This is a genomic window from Anaeromicrobium sediminis (assembly GCF_002270055.1).
Classification (GTDB): domain Bacteria; phylum Bacillota; class Clostridia; order Peptostreptococcales; family Thermotaleaceae; genus Anaeromicrobium; species Anaeromicrobium sediminis.
Genome location: NZ_NIBG01000037.1, coordinates 1 through 21,413 on the forward strand (window position 1 = coordinate 1; position 21,413 = coordinate 21,413).

Consider the following 21,413-nt stretch of genomic DNA (forward strand, 5'->3'; position numbering starts at 1 on the left):
GTTGCTATCCATTGAAAGCTTCTATGGAAATGAGTCTTGAAGGAAAATGGCCTATGGTGAACTATATTATACATATGGATAGAGAAAAGTGTATCAATTGTGGTATTTGTGTAAAGAGATGCCAACTGAATGTATTTGAGAAGAAAGAAAAAGTTATTCATATGGATGTTTCTAAATGTTTGGGATGTGGAATTTGTGTAAGTACTTGCCCTAAGGATGCTCTGTATTTAGAAAAACTTAAATGATGAATGTTTAAATTAAATGAGTAAAACACATATTAAATATAGTATAGGTCTGTAGATTTTAAGATTATATATGGTAAATTTAAGGGAAGAAGTAATACTTCTTCCCTATATTTTATGTTACTATTATTAGAAAAAGTAAAAAATGGGTTTTAAGTGAAAGGGTCCAGTATTGTGAGGAATGAAAATGATTAATTATGAAGAAAAAGCCATAAGAGAATTTAAACGATGGCAGGGAAAGATGAGTAAGAAGCCTTCTATTAGAAGTCGTATAAGCAAAGGGATACAAAATAAAGTAAATAATATTATTCCCGACAAGGTTCATAGGGTAATTACAGAGGCAATTAAAAATATGGTTAAGGTTGTGCTGGCTGGGTCTAAATTTATTACAAAAGAACCACTTACTGAGGGCTCATTAGAACAGCGAGAAAATTTAGTAAGGCAGAAATTAAAATTTTACAAAAAGGCTGCTACCGTTAGTGGTGCTGGTACAGGCGTAGGGGGAGTCCTAGTTGGCTTGGCTGATTTTCCAATTCTTTTAAGCCTAAAAATGAAGTTTCTCTTTGATACAGCTACCTTATATGGGTTTGATGTAAGAGACTATAGAGAAAGACTATATATTTTATATGTATTTCAATTAGCTTTTTCAAGCGACAAGAAACGTATTGAAGTATATGAGCAGATGGTAGATTGGAACAATTATGTGAAGAAACTTCCATTGAGTATGGAAATGTTTGATTGGAAAACTTTCCAACAAGAATATAGGGATTACATGGATTTAGCTAAAATGTTGCAGTTAGTACCAGGAATAGGGGCTATAGTAGGAGCTTATGCTAACTATAAGTTAATGGATAAGCTTGAAGAAACAGCTATTAATGCCTATAGATTAAGGCTATTTAATGATAAGTATAATGACATACAAGAGTGAAAACAGAAGAGGAGTGGAGAAATTAATGAGTTTTTTAGAAAGAAAAGACCTATATAGAATTGAAATTATTGAAAGGTGTTATGTTTCCGTTATATCTGGTCTTACACATGCAATGCCATCATTAGAATCGGTCGAGAAAAATGGGAACTTTGGTTCTATTCCAATTAGAACTAAAGGTTGGGTAATAAAGAAGTTTGGTAAGAAATATTTTAGAGCAGATGAAAATCAAGATGGAATAGATTTATTCACACCTGCAAACCAACCAATTGCGCTAATTCCTTATAGGGCAATAGAAGGACATTATAAGAAAATATGTGATAATGAATAAAGGAACTAGGGAAATGATTAAGGAGAAGTAGAAAGTTTGAGGATAAGAATAGAAAGTTTGGGAGAGATGAATAAATGATAATTACATTAATAGCAGCAATGGCAGAAAATCATGTAATTGGTAAGGAGGGAATAATGCCTTGGACAATTCCAAGTGAGCTTAAAAGATTTAAAGAATTGACTTTAAATAATACTATTATCATGGGAAGAAAAACTTATGAATCTATAGGTAAACCATTACCAAACAGAAAGACCATAGTAATATCAAAAACAAAAGATGTAAGTTGTGAAAATTGCACTACAGTAGAATCCTTAGAAGAAGCTTTGAATATGGTCAAAGATGAAGAAGAAGTTTTCATAGCAGGTGGAGGAGAAATTTATAAGCAGAGTTTGCCCTATGCTGATAAAATTCATCTCACAATTATTCATAAAAATTTTGAAGGTGATACTTATTTTCCGAAATTTAACAATCAAGATTTTTGTACAACATATAAAAAAAGAATTGAAGAGAAGATACCCTATACATATTATACTTTCGAAAGAAAATTTTAAATAAAAATAGTTTGAGCCCTATGACAGGGGATGTATAGTTTTAAAAGGAGATAAGTATAATAATTCCTACTATTTACCTTGCACATATACTATTCTTGGTATAAAAAATAGGTTCCTATGGTAATTTGAGCGTACCCTAGAAAGTTATTTTTACAGGCTGTTTTTCACAGTCCCTTTTCATATTAATGACCGTAGTTATCTTCAGCAGCTTCTGCATCTGCTTTAGTTTCATGAACCGTACCACGTGGATGTTCAGGTGGCGCATAGATAGCATACAATTTAAGTGGTGTATCACCTGTATTGATTACATTGTGCCATTTACCAGCAGGTATGATGATGGCATAGTCATCATAGACTTTTTCTTGAAAATTCAATTTATATTTACTATCCCCCATTTGAACAAGTCCTTCACCTTCTTCAATACGTATGAATTGATCACCTGTGGGGTGCACTTCTAAACCTATGTCTTCCCCAACCCCTATGCTCATCAAGGTAACTTGCAAATTGTCTCCTGTCCATAAAGCGGTACGAAAAGTATCGTTTCGTTTAGTAGCCTCCTCAATATTAACTACAAAGGGTTTTGGTCCATAATCCTTCAATTTAGTGAACTGTTGGGAACAGTCTGAGTTATACATTGGTGAATTAATATAGTAAGGGTATGGATAGGTTTTATAGACATTATACATATGGCACATTGCTGTATTAATGCAATAAGGACAAGGACAAGGATATGGGTCATAAACATTATACATATTGTTCAATCCTTTCATAGTATTATAAAATTATAATATGCTCTATATTTAGAGAATGTGTTTCGATTTATAGGAATGTATGGCATAGTCATATTACAACCCTTAAAGTGTATACTATTGTAAATGCTGCTAACAAGGAAGTTAAATTATATTATAGTTAGAAAATGGTGAGAAAAGATGAAAGATAAACTATCAATTGGCGAATTCGCAAAACTAAGAAATATTACCACTGAAACATTAAGACACTATGATAGAATAGGTTTACTTAAACCTATTAAAATAGATCCTAAAACTGGATATAGATACTATTCTATTTTACAATATGAAGAATTAGGAACCATTAAAGAACTTCGCCAACTAGGAATGAGCATTGATGAAATTAAGAAGTACTTTAATAATAGAAATTTAAAGCAGTCTGTCAACATATTAGAAGATAAACATAATGAACTTAAAAAAAAAATAAAAGAATTACAACAATTAGAAGAAAGTATTAGTGAAAAAATAAAACACCTACAAGATATTTCTAAAGTATCAGATTTAGAAGGCATATTTATTAAAGAAATTAAAGAAAGAGAAATAATTACTTTTGATAAATCCATAAAAAATGAAATTGACTTAAGTTATGCATGCCTTCAATTAGAGAATGAATTAAAAGAAATAGCCCCAATAGTTGCAAGTAATCGTTATGGAGCAATTATAAAACAAAAGGACATAGGGTTGAATAAGTACCTAGAATCAGTTGTTATGTTTCTTTTCATCAAAGATAAAGATAATATTGATGAAAATCATATTATAAAGATTCCTAAAGGTACTTACGCGTGCATGTATTATAAAGGAAGTATTTGGGATAGAGAAGTTCATTTGAAAAAAATGATTGAGTATATTGGGGAAAAGGCATATAGAGTATGTGGAGATATTCTTCAAATTGTTCAAATAGATATTAGTGTTACAGATAAAAAGGAGGAAGAATTATTCGAAATACAAATACCTATAAAAAAATATTGACATTTGTGTGGCACAAAGGTTTATAATCTACTCCATAATAACAAAACATATTTACCATATAGTTAATACATGTTTTGTTATATTTTTGGAGGTAGGATAAATGAACAAAAATATATTAGGAACAGGGGAAATATCTAAATTATTTATTAAGTACTCAATCCCAGCAATAATTTCTATGATAATAGCAGGTGCACAAACTATAATAGATGGAATATTTTTAGGGAATTTTGTTGGGCAAAATGCATTGGCTAGTGTAAATATGGTTCAACCATTTATGCAAGTTATAATAGGTTTTAGCATGATAATAAGTGTAGGTTCTCTAAGTTTCATAGGAAGAAGTTTGGGAGAATGTAAAAAAGAAGAAGCTCAAAATATATTTAAAACAGCATTTGTATCTATTACAACAGTATCTTTAGCAATAGCATTAATTGGAAGATTATTTAGTGAAGAAATTGCAGTATTATTAGGTGCAAATAAAGTATTATTAGAGGGTGTGTCAATATATATAAGAACCATATCTATATTCGCTCCCCTAATGTGTTTAATGTTTTTATTCGGATTTACGAATAGGGTAGTAGGAAAGCCAGAATTATATTTAAAGGGTATGATTTTAAGTATAATTGTTAATATAAGTTTAGACTTTATACTTATAAAAGAATTAAGCTTAGGAATAATGGGAGCAGCATTTGCTACAGGAACAGCGTACGTATCAGCATTTTTTATTGTAGTACGTCCTATGTTAGATAAAAAGAATATAGTAAATATATTTAGTGGTAAATTTGATAAATCAACAATAGTACCAATGGCATATAATGGTTCATCAGAAGGAGTAATTGCAATTGCAATAGCAACAACTGCATATGTATTTAATATGGCATTTATGAAAATAGCTGGGGAAGCTGGTGTTGCAGCATTTACAACAATAAATTATATATCTCAATTTGGAACACTTATAATGTTTGGAATATCAGATGGAATAGGACCTATACTTAGCTATAATTATGGATATAAAAAACATGATAGATTAAATAATACATTAAAGTTAGCATCAAGGGTAAATATAGTTGTTGGAGTAGTTTTATTCTTTATCTTATTTGGATTTGGAAAACAGTTAGTATCATTATTTGCAAGTGGAAATGAAGAGATTTTAAACTTAGCAGTAAGTGGATCCAAACTATATGCCTTTTCCTTTTTACTGTGTGGATTTAATATAATTAATTCGGGATATTTTACAGCAATAGGGGATGCTAAAGCATCTATTATAATAGCAGCAAGTAGAGGGATAGTATTTATAATTTTAGGAATAAATATACTTCCCATGACTTTAGGAATGAGTGGAGTATGGCTTACAGTTCCATTTGCTGAATGTATGACATTTATTATAGGTATGTATTTAATTAAGCAAAATAACAATTTAATGGATAAAAAAGATTTAAACTATGAACACCTTCGTTGTTAATCATAAGGTGCCCCAAATATAATGGTGGTTTCCGTGGAATAAAAAAGGAAATTGGTATGGAGTTTTAACTTTAATTGAATATAATTAATAGGCAATAGGTCTTTGCAAAGTTATTATATAATTCAAGCCCCTTTAGAATTTCTAAAGGGGCTTGAATTATATAATAAAAAATACAAAAAAATCCAAAACATTAATTTTCCTTCACAAAACCATCACATGGGGTAAGTAGAATTTTCTTATAAATAAACCTAACTTATTTGCAAAAATAATCTAAGAAGAATCTATAGAATGATGTAGCTGCAAGGGAGGAACAAAAGGAATGAAATATTCAAAAAAAGCTTTAAAAAAAGTAGTACAAGGGCTAAAAAATATCTTTGATGCAACTGCTGAGGAAGTAGCAAAGGCCATGAGAGAGGCAGAATACACAGCGGAAGAAGTGGCACACGGCATAAAGGAAGTCTATAATGCACCTGATGGAGATATATTTGATGCGTTGGATTATGCTGGATACAGTACCAATGAGATAGATGATGCAATAATGAGTATGATTTGACTTAATGATGGTTTTCTTATTTAATATGGTTATTTTACAAAAATAAATGAAATTATAGACAAGTATTGCCACATGTTTGAATATAATAACTTTAACGAGGTAAAAATTGGAATATGAAAGAGGAGAAATACATATGAAAAAAATTAAAAGAAGAAAAGTTATGCGGGAAATTAAGAAAACAAAAGTCACAATAATAAGTATATTAATAGGTATAATGATTGGGACAATAATCGGAATGATAGGTAGTTAGATAACGGGGATAGTTGAGCGTGGTTTTTACTCAAACTAAGGGTTACGGTATATAGTCGGAGTCTGTACTTCTAAGTGTACAAAATAAAACTATAATTTTTAAAAATTGAATATCACCTACAACATCTTCAACTATAGATATTATCTTACCTTCTTTAATAATATCTACTATATATTCCATATCTGAATACATATTAAGTCTAAAATGCATTTTATAATGTTGAAATTTGTAAAAGCAATTGTTATAATTGTATTGATCCAATTATAACAATTGAATATCTTGTTTTGGGTACCAATATAAGGTTTAATAGGGAAAGTGGTGAAAATCCACTGCAGCCCCCGCTACTGTATACGGAGACAAAGCCAAATCCACTGGATTAATCTGGGAAGGATGGTAGAGAATGACCCGTGAGCCAGGAGACCTGCCTAAAGCTGTATATGGAACTTCGGAGGGAAGTAAGACCATAGAGTAGAACTATTTGAAAGATATTATCTTTTATTTTGATAAAGTTTTTTAAGTTAATAGAGATACGCTGTGCCTCCGTTTTTGCGGAGGCTTTATTTTTTTCTCTAGTATCTTACTGGGATTACTTTTATTAAAGTTAAAAGATTTAATATGATGGTACATGGTTACATTATTTAAAATACAAACATAAAAAAGGAGGACACAAATGAAAAAAATATCTTTACTTCTAGTATTTGTTTTAATATTTTCATTTACTGGGTGTACAAAGGATGAAACTACAAAAGCTGTAAATGAAGATGTGAAAATTGAAGAGACAAAGGAAACAAGGGAATATGAACCTATAACATTTAACTATGAAATTTACGGTGAAAATTATGAGATAACATTTGAAAAAGCTCCTGAAAGAGCTGTTACATTATCTCAGTTTATGACAGAAATGCTTTTAGCTCTAGGTCTTGAAGATAAAATGGTAGGAACAGCTTTTATGGATAATGAAATTTATCCAGAATTTAAAGAGGCTTACGAAAGTATACCTGTTCTTTCTGATAAATATCCTTCTAAAGAAGTGCTATTTTCTGTAGGACCAGACTTTGTATCTGGATGGGAATCAGCTTTTAATGAAAAGAGAGTAGCTTCAGCTACTGATATGATGGATAACGGAATAAATCCATATTTAGCCACATCCATAGGCGGTAGTGGTTCATTAGAAGGAGTTTATAAAGATTTTAGAGATTTAGGAAAAATATTTGCAGTAGAAGAAAAGGCTGAGGAAGTAATTAAAAAAATGAAAACAGAAATAAAAGGGATTCAAGACAAAATAGGGGATATTTCAGAAGAGGAAATGGTAAAAGTTTTTGTTTATGATTCTGGTGAAAAGGAACCTTTTGTTGTAGCTGGTGGAGGAATTAGTGGAGATATTATAAGACAATCAAAGGGAAAAAATATATTTGATCATATTAACAAGGGCTATGCAACTGTATCCTGGGAAGAAGTAGTTGAAAAAAATCCTGAGGTGATCGTAATAGTTGATTATGGAGATACAGATTATGATGCAAAATTAAACTTCTTAAAAGAACATCCGGCTTTACAGCATATAAAAGCTATAAAAGAAGAGAGATTTGTAAAAGTAAGCCTTGCAGATATGTCACCTGGTATTAGAAATACAAAAGCCATAGAAGAACTTGTAAAGGGATTCTATCCAGAAAAGTTTGAGTAAGATGAAGATTTTTGAGAAAAAACTATATTTTACAATATTATGTATAACTTTAAGTGTAGGCCTTATAGCATCCATAATAGCTTCAATTAGTTTAGGGCCTATAACCTTAGATTTTAAAGAAGTATGGAAAATTATAGCTAGTAAGTTGTTTTTCAAAGAGATTTTTCAATGTACTTGGAAAAAAACCACAGAAAGTATTGTTTGGAATTTGAGGTTTCCTAGGACTTTGTTAGCTATAATTGCTGGAGCAGGCCTTTCACTTTGTGGTATAATGATGCAAGCTTTAACTAAAAATCCATTAGCTAACCCTTATATTTTAGGTATATCATCAGGAGCATCTACTGGAGCTGTAATGATAATTATATTTGGAGGTTCTAGCATATTTGGAATACAGAATGTTTCCATAGGAGCCTTTATTGGGGCATTACTAGCAAGTTTATTAGTTTTTATACTATCTAGACAAAATGGTGTTTTTTCTTCAACACGTCTAGTACTAACAGGTGTATCAATAGCTGCTCTTTTTTCAAGTATAACGAGCTTTTTAATATTTACAGCACAAGATTATTCAAAGGTTCATGAGGCATTATTTTGGATGACAGGAAGTTTAGGTGGAGCTAAATGGGGCAATTTATTATGGCCTTCTGCTTGGCTACTAATTTCCTATGTGTTTCTAATTATATTTTCAAGAGGCTTAAATAGTTTATTGTTAGGAGAAGGAGTGGCAATTACTTTAGGGGTAGATACAAAATTTTTAAAAAATATGATTCTTTGTTTAGGAAGTATACTAACCGGATTTGTGGTATCAATAACAGGTGTTATAGGGTTTGTAGGACTTATAGTTCCTCATATATGCAGAACATTAGTAGGGGCAGATCATAAAAGAGTATCTACACTATCTCTTTTATTAGGACCGATTCTACTTATTTGGGCAGATATTTTGGCTAGGATGATAGCTAGACCTGAAGAAATACCCATTGGAGTAATTACCGCATTGTTAGGAGCACCATTTTTTATATGGTTAATAAGAAAGAGCTCTTATTCTTTTGGAGGAAAAAATGGATAGATTAGAAGTTTCAGATTTAGAATTTTCTATAGATGATAAAAAAATAATTGATAATATAAATTTATGTGTAAAAGAGAATAAGTTTGTTGGACTCATTGGACCAAATGGATGCGGTAAGTCAACATTGCTTAAAAATATATATAGATTATATAAACCACATAAAGGAGCTATATATCTAAATGGAACAAATATAGAAAAAATAAAAAATAAAGAAATAGCTAAAAATATGTCAGTTGTTTCTCAGGAAAACAATCATCAATTTGATTTCACTGTAAAGGAAATAGTATTGATGGGAAGATATGCACATAAAGGTTTGCTAGATAGTAATACAGAAAAGGATGAAGAAATAGCTTTTGATTCTTTAGAAAGAGTGGGGTTAAAAGATTTTTATGATAGAAGTTTCCTTAGTCTATCTGGTGGAGAGAAGCAAAGGGTTTTAATAGCCAGAGCATTGACCCAAAATGCAAAAACTATAATACTAGATGAGCCAACCAATCATTTGGATATTAAATATCAGCTTCAAATAATGGATGTTATAAAGTCCTTAAAAGTAACTACTTTCGCTGCAATACACGATTTTAATATTGCATCTAATTATTGTGATTATATATATGTAATGGAAAAGGGTAAAATTAAGTATTTTGGAACACCAGAGAAAGTCTTAACTAAAAAGATATTCGAAGAAGTATTTGGAGTTAAATCCCATATTTCTAAGAATCCTTTTACAAATAAAATTCATATATCATTCTATTCAGATTGTTATAATCCTGTATAAATATAGATTAGAGGTGGGAAAATGGAAAATACATTTAAAAAAGGGATTTTAGTAGTTAGTTTTGGAACAAGCTATGAAAATACTAGAAAAGCAAATATTGAAGCTGTAGAAAATAGGATTAAAGAAGAATTTGAAGGTAATGAAGTTAGAAGAGCTTTTACATCAAAAATGGTTATAAAGAAATTAAAGGAAAGAGATAATATAATTGTAGATACTCCTTATGAAGCTTTAAATAGAATGAAAAAAGATGGGTTTGAAGAAGTGGTTATTCAACCTCTTCATATTATACCTGGTATAGAATATGAAAAGATAGTTTCAGTTGTAAAGGAATATGATGGACAATTTAAAAGAATTGTGTTAGGGAGGCCAGTTTTATATAGTGTAAATGACTATAAAGAAGCTGTTCATGCTCTTAAATCACAACTACCGAACATGAAAGAAGATAGTGCAGTTGTATTAATGGGCCATGGAACATATCATCCTTCAAATGCTTGCTATGCTTGTCTGCAATCTTTCTTCAATGATGAAAAATTAAATGTTTATGTTGGAACGGTAGAGGGCTATCCTGAGATAGATCATATAATACCAAAGTTGAGAGATAAAAATATTAAAGAGGTTACTTTAATGCCATATATGTTAGTGGCCGGAGATCACGCTGTAAACGATATGGCATCAAATGAAGAGGATTCATGGAAATCATTATTAGAAAAAGATGGCTTTGTAGTAAATACATATCTTCATGGTTTAGGAGAAAACCCTGATTATCAAAATATTTATGTAAATCGAGTAAGAGAAGTAATGAAAGAAATGAATGAGAACATGTAGTAAAGTGAAGGGTATGGATTATGAAGTAGCAAACCATGTTTTTTATTTAAAATAAGAATCTGGGCATATTATTTTAGAAATATGCCCAGATTTTTTTAGTTTTAAGCCTAGAAGTTTATTTTTATTCTTTAAAATTCAAGAGTGCCTACAATATTTTCAACTACGGATATTATATGACCTTCTTTAATCATATCTGCAATATACTCCATATCTGGATGCATATTTCTATCATTTTCTAAAAACGCAACTTCCTTTCTTACTAGATCATAGACTGCTCTAGTTGCTGTAGCAGGTTTTAAATCATTATAAAAATCTTGTGCTTGCACTGCGTTCATTATTTCTATTGCAGTTACATACCTGGCAAGTTCCATACATTTATATGCCTTAAGAGCTGCATTGTATCCCATTGATACATAATCTTCTTGTAATGCACAAGTAGGAACATTATCAACGGTGGCAGGATGAGTTAGTAATCTAATCTCCCCAACAATACCAGCTGCTGCATATTGTGGTATCATTAGACCATTGTTTAAACCGGGATTTGAATTTAAAAATGCTGGCAATTCACTTACATATCTATTTACCATTCTATCCAATCTACGCTCTGACATTTTAGCCATATTACACATGGATATACATATAGTATCGGCAGCCATACCTACATAAGTAGCATCTGCATTACACCCCATTATGGCAATACCATCACCATCATTTGTGCTAAAGAGATGTGGATTGTCAACAGAAGAATTTAGTTCAATATCTATAGTAACCTTCCCATCAGCTATTGTTTTCTTAGCTGCCCCGTGTAGTTGTGGTATACATCTTAGAGATAGGGCATCTTGTACTCTGTAGCCCTTATACTTTTCAATTATTTCACTATCATTTAAAATGGTTCTAATATTGTATCCTGTGGCACTTTGATTTGGATGGGGTCTTACATCCATAAGTCTTTCATCCATAGCCATTAAAGTACCTTTTAATACTTCAAGTGACATGGCACCTGCAATATCATTGGTTTTACCAATAATCATAGCATCATATATGGATAGGGAAGTAAGACCAGTTACACAAGATGTTCCAGATACTAATGATAGACCTTCTTTACTCCTAATGACAGTGGGCTCAATATCTGCTCTTCTAAGGGCCTCTGCGCCACTAAGTAGCTCACCCTCATAATAGGCTTTTCCTTCCCCTACTATTACAAGGGCAATATGTGCTTCAATATCAAGATATCCAACTGATCCATGTCTAGGAGCAAAAGGTGTAACACCAGCGTTTAATAATTCTCGTATTTTATCTACAGTTTCTAATCTAATGCCTGTATAACCACTGCCTAATTGCTGTATCATAGCCACCATTATAGCTCTGACACATTCCCTATTGAGTGGTTCTCCTACAGATGTTGCATGAGATCTAAGGTTATTAATTTGTACAATTTCTCTATCTTCTTTACTGATGAACTTTCTACAGTTGTCTCCTAAGCCTGTAGTTATTCCATAAACTACTCTTTCTTCATCGGAGAATTTATCAACTAATTTTCTACACTCTATTACTCTATTTATATACTCTTTGGAAAACTCGACTTTCTTATTGTACCTTGCTATTGCAACTACTTCTTCTATAGTAAGTCTACCTCCAAGTATAACCTTTTCAATATGTGCTGGATTTAACATTGTATTTCCCCCTAATATATAGTCATTAATACTTTCTTCTTAATTGTCTACTATTTTTTTTAATGTAATAGCATTTACAGGACAATGATCCTTGCATATAGTACAACCCCAACATTTGTTTTCATGAAAGGAAACGGTTTTGTCTTCTTTCATAAAGGCATTAAAGTTGCATAGCTTTGCACATATACCGCAATTCACACATTTTTCCTTATCCCAAACTATGTCATATCTCCTTTGAGGCCAAATTCCTTTAGCACCAATAATTTCAGATGCCCTAATAGGGTAACAACAACATCCATCACAATTGCAAATAGCTTGTTCTGCTTCAGAAGTATGCATTAGTCCACTTTTGTTGGCCCTAAGAATAATTTCTTTAGCTTCTTCTTTAGTGAGTGCCTTTCCCCATCCTCTATCCCATTCTGAATTAATGCCCTTTTCAAATAGGATACATACATTTTTAGGTTTATCACATCTAAGAGAAATGGATTTACAATTACATGGAACCATATATAATTCATGGTTAACTTCATCTATAAGTTCTAAAGTTTCATCCATAGTATAAAAGTAAGCATTTTCTATTAGTTTTCTAGTTCCCTTTTTTATTTCCTCAAGTCTAGGAATAGCTCCATGGGCATATTTTTCCACATACCATCTATCTATTTTAATCCTGTCTTCTTCAGGTATACTCTTCCACAGTTCCCCTTCATATTGGGCGAAAAATGCAAGTCTAGTATATACATTGGCTGATGTGTAAACTATTTGTCTATTTACTTCTTCCTTATTGATTACACCTCTCTTATAACAACTTCTGAGAAATTCTTCAGAATCTAAATCAAAGTTTGCTTCAATGAATTTTAGAAGTTCTTCATAAGTATATTTTTTATCTTGAATTTTTTCTATAAGATTAATTTCTTCCTTAGAAAGCATAATGTCCATGTAGGAGTAGGCTTCTTCAGGAACCTGAAAATATTTGATTAATTTTGCATTCATTTAATTTTTCCCTCCTATGGAATTTAAAGAAAGTTAGCATTGCTCTTCCTTTAAACAAATTTCTTTAGAAGAAACCACTTCATCAATGGAGTAATTCTTATTAATAACAAGCCTTTTTAAAATTCCTGCAAAAAGCATTATCATTACTAGAAGAACAGGCAATCCAGAGATAGCAAGAAGTGTCTTAACTCCATCAATTCCACCTGCTGTAACAAATATAACTGCTAATGCTCCCATAAGTACACCCCAGAAGACCTTAATGGCAATAGGAGCTTCTTTTACTCTAGAATCCTTAAGTGACATGATAGATATGGATGATGTCATGGAATCTGCCATGGTCACGTAGGATAACATAACCGTAAGTATGATAAGAGGTTGTATTATATTACCTAAAGGTAAAAATTCGGCAACTTTAAGCATTACACCATCAAAACCTGCTGTGTTTATATAATTCATCATGTCAAATGTACCAGATGCTTGTAGATCTAATGTGAATCCACCAAATGTTCCAAACCAGACTACAGCAAATAAAGCTGGAGCAATAAGGTTGATTAGAATAAATTCTCTTATGGTACGTCCATAACTAATTCGAGCAAGGAATAATCCAATAAGTGGAGAGAATGATAACCAATCTGCTAGATAGAAAGTATCCCACCATTCTGGCCACATATCAGTATTACCAGGTGACAAGAAAACAGATGCTTCAAAGAAATCGTTAACATAGTGAACAAAGCTTTGAACTGTAAGATCTATAATATATTTAGTAGGACCTGCAATTATGACAATAAATAAAAAGGCAATAAAAATCCAAGCATTTTTCTCAGAAAGGAATTTAATACCCTTGTGAAGTCCAGAAATACTTGAAATGGTATATATGGTAGTGATAGTAAGGGCAACCGCAATCCATACTACTGGGCCAGAAGGAATACCGAATATCATTTCAATTCCTGATCCAAGCTGAATAAGTCCATTACCAAGACCCCCTGCAAGACCAGAACATATGGCTGTAAGGGCAACTACATCAACTACATCTTTCCACTTACTTTTAAGAAACTTTTCTCCATAAAAGAGAGTCATTCCACTACTTACAGTGTTTGGCATTTTCATATTGTAAACGGCATATGCAATGGATATTCCACAAAGGGTATAAAGAGCATAAGGAGTAAATGCCCAGTGCATAAATGATTTGTTCATGGCAAATTGGATAGCTCCTGCACTTCCTGGGGCTAAGTTAACACCTTGAGGCACTTTATAGGCAAAATAGATAGGTTCAATTGGTCCCCAAAACATAATGCCTGTACCAATACCAGCACAAAGTGCAATTGTCCAGTAGGCCCAAGTAGATAGCTCTGGCTTTGCATCCTTGCCACCAAACTTGATATTTCCTGTTTTAGAAAAGGCAAAGTAAAGAATTCCAAGTAGAAAAATTAAACAGGTAATTTGAATAAAAGCACCAAAATATTTAGCTATGAAAAGATATACATTCATAACAAATGTTGCAGTAGCATTGGTATCAACCATACTAGAACCTATTATTATGGCGAAGATAATGATTGGAACTGAAATAATGTTAATTCTAAATTTGTCCATTAGAAAAACCTCCTTATATTTTTATTCTTATATTTACTTATGCAAATTTGATGCCATATCACAATAACATAAATCATTAAAAAATAACTGGATTTTGGCACTTTTCATGGGAAAATATAAAGAATTACTCATAAATATAGCAATGTATTATTGCGTGCATATTTTTATTGCGTTATCCTATCCTTGAATTTTACAGCATTAGATTTTGAATAAGAAAATAAGTGAAATAAAATATTGCACTTATAATTAAAATATCATAAAATTTAAAATATAACGACAATAAAACTATATAATAAAGGAGATTTTTTATGGAAATATATAATATCATTATCATTTTAGATAGTACTTATAGAATAATACAGATGTCCCAGCCCCATTTAGATGCAGAAAACGATGTGAATGCTAAATTTATGGGAAAACATATATTGAGTTTCATAGATATTAATATTGATTCAAAGGAAGGGAATACCATATTTAACAATCTACCAGTAAAATATATAATTATTGATAACCCTAATAATGATGGATTTATTGTGCATATTTCTAATGCTCTATATCAAACTACTTTTTATAAAAACATTCTTGATTTGTTGAATATAGGAATACATATTACAGATAGAAGCGGATATATAAAATTTACTAATAAAGCTGCTGAAAAGGGAGAATTTTTAAATAGACGTTTGATTACTGGAAAGCATATTACAGATGTATATCCATTAACATCTGAGACTAGCTGTATACTCAGAACTTTAAAGAATAGAAAACCTCTTCTAAATGTCTACGACACCTTTGTAAGCAATTATTCAGAGCAACCTATATCCAGTATTAATTCAGGATATCCCATATTCATTGATGATATCTTAGTGGCAGGTTTGAGTATAGTAAGGTTTAATAAATATTTGCAGGATGCTTGTAACGAACTCACCCTATTAAATGATTTCGTAAAAAAAGGTAGCACCCTAACACAGAAATTATATAATAAGAACTTATATTATAGCTTTGATGATTTAATTGGAAAGGATGAGAAATTTACAAGTTCTAAAAAACTAGCAAAGCGTATTGCAAAAACTGACTCATCCGTTTTAATATATGGTGAAACAGGCACAGGAAAGGAACTCTTTGCCCAGAGTATACATAGTGCTAGTAATAGAAGTGATAATGAATTTATAGCCATAAATTGTGCTGCCATACCTGAAGGTTTAGTGGAAGGTATTTTATTTGGTACAGAAAAGGGTAGTTTTACAGGGAGTACCAATAAATCAGGACTATTGGAAAAAGCCAACAAGGGTACTTTATTTTTAGATGAGATAAACTCTATGAGTCTCAATGTACAGTCAAAACTTTTAAGAGTTCTTCAAGAAAAGAAGTATATGAAAGTAGGTGGAACGAAGGAAATTCCTTGTGATGTACGAGTAATCTCCTCAACTAATGAATCACCAGAGCACATGCTTAAATCGAGAAAAATTAGATCTGACCTATATTATAGAATCAATACAATCACAATTCCTATACCTCCCTTAAGGGAAAGAAAAGATGATATATGCCTTTTATATGACTTCTTTATAAATAAGATTTCATACGATAGGAAACTTAAGACAAGTGATTCTGTAATTGAAATATTAAAGTCCTATGATTGGCCAGGAAATATTAGAGAGCTCCTACACACGGTAGAATATGCCATTAGTGTGTGTGAAGATTCATATATTACCACAAGGGATATTCCTCAAAGTATTATTAAATATAATGATACTCATGAATCTGATACATATGAATCCCTCACAATAGATAATACTAGCCTTAATAATATTATGAGTAAATACGAAAAGCATGTAATACTAAATTCTCTAAAAAAACATAATTATAATATTACAAAGGCTGCTAAGGAATTAGGATTACATAGACAAGCTTTACAATATAGAATAAAGAAACATAATCTAACGGAATTTATTGAAGGGAAAAAAAGTATTAATAATTAAACTAATCAGTTAACATCTAGATTATAAACCCGCCATGTGAATTTTGTATAATTATAGTATTTCATATATAATTTTATTTAGATTAGTTTTTATGAGTACTAGAGTAGGGGGGCATAATGATGGAAATAACAGTGCTTATAGCCGATGATGAGTTACTGTACAGAGACTTAGTCTCTGATTTCTTAGAAAATAAAGGATATAAAGTGATTGTTGCCAAAGACGGAAGTGAAGCTATTGATTTGTTCTTTTCCACAAGGGGTGTCAATTTGGTTATATTAGATGTTATGATGCCTAAATATGATGGATGGGAAGTTTGTAAGGAAATTAGGAAACAGTCAGATGTTCCCATTCTTATGTTGACAGCATTAGGTGAAGAATCAAATGAAATTCATGGCCTTACCTTGGGAGCCGATGAATATATTTCAAAGCCCTTTAGCTATGAGATTTTTATGGCTAGAATAAAGGCTTTACTTAGGAGAGTAATAAAAGAAAATGAAAAAAATATTGAAATAGAAGGTATTATAATAGATCAATCCAGTCAAACAGTTTCAATACATAATAACGTTATTGAATTAAGCCCAAAGGAATATAAGTTACTACTATATCTTGTGAAAAATCTGAGGATGGCTTTAAGCAGAAACCAGATACTAAATGGAGTATGGGGATATGATTTTTTTGGGGATGTACGAACTGTTGACACTCATATTAAGAGTTTAAGATCAAAACTAGGTGAGTATGGTAAACTAATCCGAACTGTAAGAGGCTTGGGATATGAAATGAAGGTGAATAAATGATTAAGTCTGTAAGAATAAAATTATTTATTATTTTCACCATATTTCTTACTAGCTGTATTTGTCTATCACTTTTTATGAACTTAAAATATCTTGAGAAGTATTATGTTTATAAAAACAAAAGTGATTTTTATAACATATATGAACGTATTAATGAAATCAATTCAAAAGAGCCTGAAACTATGGAAGCCATAATGGATAACATAAATAGAACTGAGAAAATTAACAATGTTATTTTGTTTCCAAAGTCGCCAGTTATTAAATATAGTTCGAAATTTGGAATAAGAGAAGGAAATAGAGATGGATTAATTGAAAAGCCTTTGGCTGATCTTATGTTAACAAAAATGAGTGAGATTAAAACTGACTACATATATGAGGTAGTTAAATTTCCAACACCAAATTTTACAGATGATGACATTCTTAAGGGTATGGGACACGACCAAAGGCAAAGGAGTAATATTCATGATTTAGGGAATAAGGGGAAGAAAAATGTTATCCTAGATAGTTCAACATCTCGTATTGAAGAGAGAGAGATTGTATTTATTAAGGAATTGGATACAGGAGAAATGTTGATTTTAAGAAAACCTCTTCACGATATTAGGAATAACTTAAAAATTGCTAATGAGTTTTTAATGTTTACTGGTGGGATAATAATCATACTTGGAAGTATTTTTATATTCTTCTTTTCAAAACGAATAACAAAACCCATAGTAGATTTGAGTCATATTGCAAAGGACATATCAAATCTTGATTTTTCTAAGAAGTATAAGGTAAAATCAAAGGATGAAATAGGTGCCCTTGGTGATAGTATCAATTTGATATCTGAAGAACTAAATAAAGCCATGGATGACTTAATTGATGCAAATTCTAAGCTAAAGGAAGATATAGAAAGAAAACAACAAATAGATGAAATGAGAAAAAACTTCATATCGAGTGTGTCTCATGAACTAAAAAGCCCTATTGGTATTACGAGAGGTTATGTAGAAGGACTTAAGTATAACATTGCAAATAATGAGGAAAAAAGAAATCGCTATTATGATATATTAATTAATGAGGCAGATAAGATGGATAAAATGGTAAAACAACTACTGAACTTATCTAATTTAGAATCTGGCGTATTTGAATTGGAAAAATCAATTTTTAATATATCCCTTTTAATAGATATAGTTATTGAAAAACATACTCCTATCTTTAAAGAGAAGGGTATTGAAGTAAAAGTCATTATTGATGAAGACCATTTTGTTGAAGCTGATGTCCTAAGGGTAGAACAAGTTATAAGTAATTATTTGACAAATGGCATAAATCATATAGATGAGGGTAAATACATTGAAGTAAGGACCAAATTAGTAGATAAAAAGATTAGAGTTTCTGTTACTAATTCAGGGAAAAATATTCCTGAAGAAGACTTACAAAATATTTGGGATAGTTTTTATAAAGTTGATAAAGCCCGCACAAGAGAGTATGGAGGTACAGGATTAGGTCTTTCAATAGTAAAATCCATTATGGAACACCATGAAGGAAAATATGGCGTAATAAATAGGGAAATTGGTGTGGAATTTTGGTTTCAATTGGACATAATTAATGAAGAATATGACTTTGACAAAGCTCTTGCAAACCCCCTTTAGAATTTCTAAAAGGGGTTTGTTTTATATGAAAAAATAAAAAATCCTAAATATTAATTTTCGTCACAAAACCATCACATAAGAGATATAAAATGAATACATCTTACTTGAGAGGAGGGCAAGGTTACTAAGTTCATGTAACAAGGGCACAAATAATATAGAGATAAAAACTATAGCTAGGTATAGTAGTACAATTATAAGAGTGAAAGAAAATGATGTGGAATTTTGGTTCAAGTTGAATAGAATGAACGGAGAATAGGACATTTTCAAGCATAAAACAAACCCCTTTAGAACTTCTAAAGGGGTTTGTTTTATGTAAAAAGAATAAAAAAAATCCTAAATAATAATTTTTCATCACAAAACAATCACAAAAGGAGAATATAATTTCCTCATAATCAAGAGGTAAGATTACGTAATATGTCTGAAGTTTACAATCAGTTAATAAAAGTTTAGAGTTGAGGGTGATAATAAAATGATAAGTTTTAAACTAAACAGAAAAATAGAAATATATTCAGAAGATGAATTGAAAATGGGTGATAGTACGGTACAAGATGAAGATGAGAAGAGTATTTATATTAGCTGTCCAATAGGTAATAATGGTCATATGAAGTTAGTACCAGGTGAAATCATAAGGGCTATGTATTGTGGTGAAGATAATAAGGTTTATGGATTTATGACAGAGGCAGCTACAATTATTTCTGATGATAATATACCATTGATCAAAGTTAATAAACCTAGTGAATACGAAATAATTCCAAGAAGAGAATTTGTAAGAATTCCAATAATGTTAGATATTCAGATTTTTGTTATAGATGAAAAAATTAGTATTGCTCATAAAACACCTGATGAGTTAAAGGAAATATATAAATATAAAAAATGGATAAAAGGCTATACTTACGATTTTAGTGCAGGTGGACTTGGAGCAGTAGTAGAAGAATCTGTAGATTATGGCAAAGAAATACTTTGCCTGGTAGGAGATGAGTGTTTCCATAAAGGCTTTATTGGTAAAGTTGTACGTACTTCTAGGAATAAAGCTGGAAAGAAACTTTATAAAATGGGTGTACAATTTGTAGGATTGGATTATCAATGTCGAGAAAAATTGGTAAAGTATACTTTTCAAAAAATGCGTGAACAACTTAAAGTTAGATCATCATAAAAATCCTAAATACTAATTTTTCATCACAAAACAATCACAATAGGAGAATATAATTTCCTCATAAAGATAAAACATTCTCCATTAATACTCACATTAAGAATTTAAGATGAAAGTTAGATGAGTAGGATAAACTAATCCGAACTGTAAGCTGTTTGGAATATGAAATGAAGGGTTGTGAATGATTAAGTCAGTAAGAACAAAATTATTTCTTATTTTCACCATGTTTCTAATTCTTTCTATTAGTCTATCTTTTTTTATGAATGTAAAATATCTTGAAAAGTACTATGTTTATAGAAACGAAAGGATTTTTTTCAGCACCTATGAACAGATTAGTGAGGCCTATTTAAACGAGGCTGAAACTATAGAAGATATCATGTATAACATAGATAGAAACGAAAATATTAATAGTTTGATTTTATTTGAGAAATCTCCAGTTATTAAATATAGTTCATCATTTAGAAAAAGAGAGGCAATTAAAAACGGAGTAATTAGAAAAGATTTGGCAGATTTAATATTTACAAAGATGAATGATTTGAATACGGACTACATTTATGAGGTTATTAAACTTCACACACCAGATTTTAGAGAAATTGTATTTATTAAGGAATTAGACACGGGAGAAATATTGATTTTAAAAAAACCTCTCCATGTAGTTAGTACCAGCTCAAAAATTGCAAATGAATTTTTACTCTTTACTGGAGTAATAACAATTATATTTGGAAGCATTTTTATCTTTCTTTTTTCAAAAAGGATAACAAGACCTATAATAGATTTAAGCCATATTGCAAAAAGTATATCAAATCTTGATTTTTCTAAGAAATATAAGGTGAAATCTAAGGATGAAATAGGCATACTTGGTGATAGTATGAACCTAATATGTGAAGAACTAAATAAAGCCATTGATGACTTGATAGAAGCAAATGTTAAGCTAAAGGAAGATATAGAAAGAAGAAAAGAAATAGATGAAATGAGAAAAAAGTTTATATCAAGTATTTCTCATGAGTTAAAAAGTCCCATTGGTATTACAAAGGGTTATGCAGAAGGGCTTAAATACCATATTGCAAATAATGAGGAAAAAAGAAATCGATATTGTGATATATTAATCCATGAAGCTGATAAGATGGATAAAATGATAAAACAACTACTGAACTTATCTAATTTAGAATCAGAAGTATTTAAATTGGAAAAATCAATTTTTAATAT

Annotated in this window: 21 protein-coding genes and 1 riboswitch; of the genes, 16 read left to right on the forward strand and 5 right to left on the reverse strand. The window is 30.8% G+C overall.

The features are described from left to right. From CCE28_RS21110 to CCE28_RS21125, 4 genes are all read left to right on the forward strand, one after another. A partial coding sequence (locus tag CCE28_RS21110; RefSeq protein ID WP_141228408.1) for a 4Fe-4S binding protein occupies positions 1-245 on the forward strand: 245 nt, incomplete at its 5' end. Between the two features lie 184 nt (positions 246-429). Then, the gene (locus tag CCE28_RS21115) at positions 430-1,170 is read left to right on the forward strand and encodes an EcsC family protein (RefSeq protein WP_095136130.1); all 741 of its coding nucleotides are present in this window, start codon (positions 430-432) and stop codon (positions 1,168-1,170) included. A gap of 25 nt (positions 1,171-1,195) precedes the next feature. Then, on the forward strand, positions 1,196-1,498 hold the full coding sequence (locus CCE28_RS21120) for a hypothetical protein (protein ID WP_207652948.1): 303 nt from the start codon (positions 1,196-1,198) through the stop codon (positions 1,496-1,498). 74 nt (positions 1,499-1,572) lie between these two features. After that, complete coding sequence (locus CCE28_RS21125; RefSeq protein WP_242973053.1) at positions 1,573-2,049, forward strand: dihydrofolate reductase; 477 nt, start codon at positions 1,573-1,575, stop codon at positions 2,047-2,049. A 182-nt stretch (positions 2,050-2,231) separates the two neighbouring features. On the opposite strand, the gene CCE28_RS22885 is transcribed toward CCE28_RS21125, so the two are convergent. Continuing rightward, the gene (locus CCE28_RS22885; RefSeq protein WP_330396894.1) at positions 2,232-2,537 is read right to left on the reverse strand and encodes a cupin domain-containing protein; all 306 of its coding nucleotides are present in this window, start codon (positions 2,535-2,537) and stop codon (positions 2,232-2,234) included. A gap of 441 nt (positions 2,538-2,978) precedes the next feature. Between CCE28_RS22885 and CCE28_RS21135 the strand changes: the two genes are divergently transcribed. The 3 genes from CCE28_RS21135 (at position 2,979) to CCE28_RS21145 (ending at position 5,818) form a co-directional block, all read left to right on the forward strand. Continuing rightward, a complete protein-coding gene (locus tag CCE28_RS21135; RefSeq protein ID WP_095136134.1) occupies positions 2,979-3,806 on the forward strand; it encodes a MerR family transcriptional regulator in 828 nt (275 codons plus the stop codon). Between the two features lie 100 nt (positions 3,807-3,906). Further along, complete coding sequence (locus CCE28_RS21140; RefSeq protein WP_095136136.1) at positions 3,907-5,265, forward strand: MATE family efflux transporter; 1,359 nt, start codon at positions 3,907-3,909, stop codon at positions 5,263-5,265. Between the two features lie 319 nt (positions 5,266-5,584). Then, positions 5,585-5,818, forward strand: a complete 234-nt coding sequence (locus CCE28_RS21145) for a hypothetical protein (RefSeq protein ID WP_095136138.1) — start codon at positions 5,585-5,587, stop codon at positions 5,816-5,818. 292 nt (positions 5,819-6,110) lie between these two features. On the opposite strand, the gene CCE28_RS22415 is transcribed toward CCE28_RS21145, so the two are convergent. After that, entirely contained in the window at positions 6,111-6,260 is a 150-nt protein-coding gene (locus tag CCE28_RS22415; RefSeq protein ID WP_176461967.1) for a hypothetical protein, read from the reverse strand. A 77-nt stretch (positions 6,261-6,337) separates the two neighbouring features. After that, positions 6,338-6,511: riboswitch (cobalamin riboswitch) on the forward strand. A gap of 227 nt (positions 6,512-6,738) precedes the next feature. On the opposite strand from CCE28_RS22415, the gene CCE28_RS21150 reads away from it, so the two are divergent. Genes CCE28_RS21150 through CCE28_RS21165 form a run of 4 tightly spaced genes read left to right on the forward strand, consistent with a single transcriptional unit; the run spans position 6,739 to position 10,412 of the window. Next, positions 6,739-7,749, forward strand: coding sequence for an ABC transporter substrate-binding protein (locus tag CCE28_RS21150; RefSeq protein ID WP_095136140.1), 1,011 nt, complete (start codon positions 6,739-6,741; stop codon positions 7,747-7,749). A 1-nt stretch (position 7,750) separates the two neighbouring features. Further along, positions 7,751-8,812, forward strand: a complete 1,062-nt coding sequence (locus CCE28_RS21155; protein WP_095136142.1) for a FecCD family ABC transporter permease — start codon at positions 7,751-7,753, stop codon at positions 8,810-8,812. Further along, a complete protein-coding gene (locus tag CCE28_RS21160; protein ID WP_095136144.1) occupies positions 8,805-9,587 on the forward strand; it encodes an ABC transporter ATP-binding protein in 783 nt (260 codons plus the stop codon). Before CCE28_RS21155 ends, CCE28_RS21160 begins: the two co-directional genes overlap by 8 nt. Before the next feature lie 21 nt (positions 9,588-9,608). After that, entirely contained in the window at positions 9,609-10,412 is an 804-nt protein-coding gene (locus CCE28_RS21165) for a sirohydrochlorin cobaltochelatase (protein WP_095136146.1), read from the forward strand. A 128-nt stretch (positions 10,413-10,540) separates the two neighbouring features. On the opposite strand, the gene CCE28_RS21170 is transcribed toward CCE28_RS21165, so the two are convergent. The 3 genes from CCE28_RS21170 to CCE28_RS21180 are packed head-to-tail and all read right to left on the reverse strand — an operon-like array spanning position 10,541 to position 14,665. After that, positions 10,541-12,085, reverse strand: a complete 1,545-nt coding sequence (locus tag CCE28_RS21170) for an HAL/PAL/TAL family ammonia-lyase (RefSeq protein WP_095136148.1) — start codon at positions 12,083-12,085, stop codon at positions 10,541-10,543. A 39-nt stretch (positions 12,086-12,124) separates the two neighbouring features. Beyond that, a complete protein-coding gene (locus CCE28_RS21175; RefSeq protein WP_095136150.1) occupies positions 12,125-13,075 on the reverse strand; it encodes a 4Fe-4S binding protein in 951 nt (316 codons plus the stop codon). A 33-nt stretch (positions 13,076-13,108) separates the two neighbouring features. Continuing rightward, a complete protein-coding gene (locus tag CCE28_RS21180; RefSeq protein WP_095136152.1) occupies positions 13,109-14,665 on the reverse strand; it encodes a BCCT family transporter in 1,557 nt (518 codons plus the stop codon). A gap of 308 nt (positions 14,666-14,973) precedes the next feature. Here CCE28_RS21180 and CCE28_RS21185 point away from each other — a divergent pair, with 308 nt between their 5' ends. The 5 genes from CCE28_RS21185 to CCE28_RS21205 all read left to right on the forward strand — a co-directional run. Further along, positions 14,974-16,641: a sigma-54 interaction domain-containing protein gene (locus tag CCE28_RS21185; protein ID WP_095136154.1), complete on the forward strand. Its 1,668-nt coding sequence runs from the start codon at positions 14,974-14,976 to the stop codon at positions 16,639-16,641. A 119-nt stretch (positions 16,642-16,760) separates the two neighbouring features. Continuing rightward, the gene (locus CCE28_RS21190) at positions 16,761-17,435 is read left to right on the forward strand and encodes a response regulator transcription factor (RefSeq protein ID WP_095136156.1); all 675 of its coding nucleotides are present in this window, start codon (positions 16,761-16,763) and stop codon (positions 17,433-17,435) included. After that, a complete protein-coding gene (locus tag CCE28_RS21195; protein WP_095136158.1) occupies positions 17,432-19,057 on the forward strand; it encodes a sensor histidine kinase in 1,626 nt (541 codons plus the stop codon). Before CCE28_RS21190 ends, CCE28_RS21195 begins: the two co-directional genes overlap by 4 nt. Before the next feature lie 469 nt (positions 19,058-19,526). Continuing rightward, positions 19,527-20,210, forward strand: coding sequence for a flagellar brake protein (locus CCE28_RS21200; protein WP_095136160.1), 684 nt, complete (start codon positions 19,527-19,529; stop codon positions 20,208-20,210). 178 nt (positions 20,211-20,388) lie between these two features. Further along, a partial coding sequence (locus tag CCE28_RS21205) for a histidine kinase dimerization/phospho-acceptor domain-containing protein (RefSeq protein WP_095136162.1) occupies positions 20,389-21,413 on the forward strand: 1,025 nt, incomplete at its 3' end.

What these genes read in the sequence shown, in the direction of transcription:
- CCE28_RS21155 (WP_095136142.1), top strand. Translation starts at nt 7,751, where the DNA reads ATGAAGATTTTTGAGAAAAAACTATATTTTACAATATTATGTATAACT.
- CCE28_RS21125 (WP_242973053.1), top strand. Translation starts at nt 1,573, where the DNA reads ATGATAATTACATTAATAGCAGCAATGGCAGAAAATCATGTAATTGGT.
- CCE28_RS21145 (WP_095136138.1), top strand. Translation starts at nt 5,585, where the DNA reads ATGAAATATTCAAAAAAAGCTTTAAAAAAAGTAGTACAAGGGCTAAAA.
- CCE28_RS21160 (WP_095136144.1), top strand. Translation starts at nt 8,805, where the DNA reads ATGGATAGATTAGAAGTTTCAGATTTAGAATTTTCTATAGATGATAAA.
- CCE28_RS22415 (WP_176461967.1), bottom strand. Translation starts at nt 6,260, where the DNA reads ATGTATTCAGATATGGAATATATAGTAGATATTATTAAAGAAGGTAAG.
- CCE28_RS21170 (WP_095136148.1), bottom strand. Translation starts at nt 12,085, where the DNA reads ATGTTAAATCCAGCACATATTGAAAAGGTTATACTTGGAGGTAGACTT.
- CCE28_RS21165 (WP_095136146.1), top strand. Translation starts at nt 9,609, where the DNA reads ATGGAAAATACATTTAAAAAAGGGATTTTAGTAGTTAGTTTTGGAACA.
- CCE28_RS21180 (WP_095136152.1), bottom strand. Translation starts at nt 14,665, where the DNA reads ATGGACAAATTTAGAATTAACATTATTTCAGTTCCAATCATTATCTTC.
- CCE28_RS21175 (WP_095136150.1), bottom strand. Translation starts at nt 13,075, where the DNA reads ATGAATGCAAAATTAATCAAATATTTTCAGGTTCCTGAAGAAGCCTAC.
- CCE28_RS21140 (WP_095136136.1), top strand. Translation starts at nt 3,907, where the DNA reads ATGAACAAAAATATATTAGGAACAGGGGAAATATCTAAATTATTTATT.
- CCE28_RS21115 (WP_095136130.1), top strand. Translation starts at nt 430, where the DNA reads ATGATTAATTATGAAGAAAAAGCCATAAGAGAATTTAAACGATGGCAG.
- CCE28_RS21120 (WP_207652948.1), top strand. Translation starts at nt 1,196, where the DNA reads ATGAGTTTTTTAGAAAGAAAAGACCTATATAGAATTGAAATTATTGAA.
- CCE28_RS21195 (WP_095136158.1), top strand. Translation starts at nt 17,432, where the DNA reads ATGATTAAGTCTGTAAGAATAAAATTATTTATTATTTTCACCATATTT.
- CCE28_RS21185 (WP_095136154.1), top strand. Translation starts at nt 14,974, where the DNA reads ATGGAAATATATAATATCATTATCATTTTAGATAGTACTTATAGAATA.
- CCE28_RS21150 (WP_095136140.1), top strand. Translation starts at nt 6,739, where the DNA reads ATGAAAAAAATATCTTTACTTCTAGTATTTGTTTTAATATTTTCATTT.
- CCE28_RS22885 (WP_330396894.1), bottom strand. Translation starts at nt 2,537, where the DNA reads ATGAGCATAGGGGTTGGGGAAGACATAGGTTTAGAAGTGCACCCCACA.
- CCE28_RS21190 (WP_095136156.1), top strand. Translation starts at nt 16,761, where the DNA reads ATGGAAATAACAGTGCTTATAGCCGATGATGAGTTACTGTACAGAGAC.
- CCE28_RS21135 (WP_095136134.1), top strand. Translation starts at nt 2,979, where the DNA reads ATGAAAGATAAACTATCAATTGGCGAATTCGCAAAACTAAGAAATATT.
- CCE28_RS21200 (WP_095136160.1), top strand. Translation starts at nt 19,527, where the DNA reads ATGATAAGTTTTAAACTAAACAGAAAAATAGAAATATATTCAGAAGAT.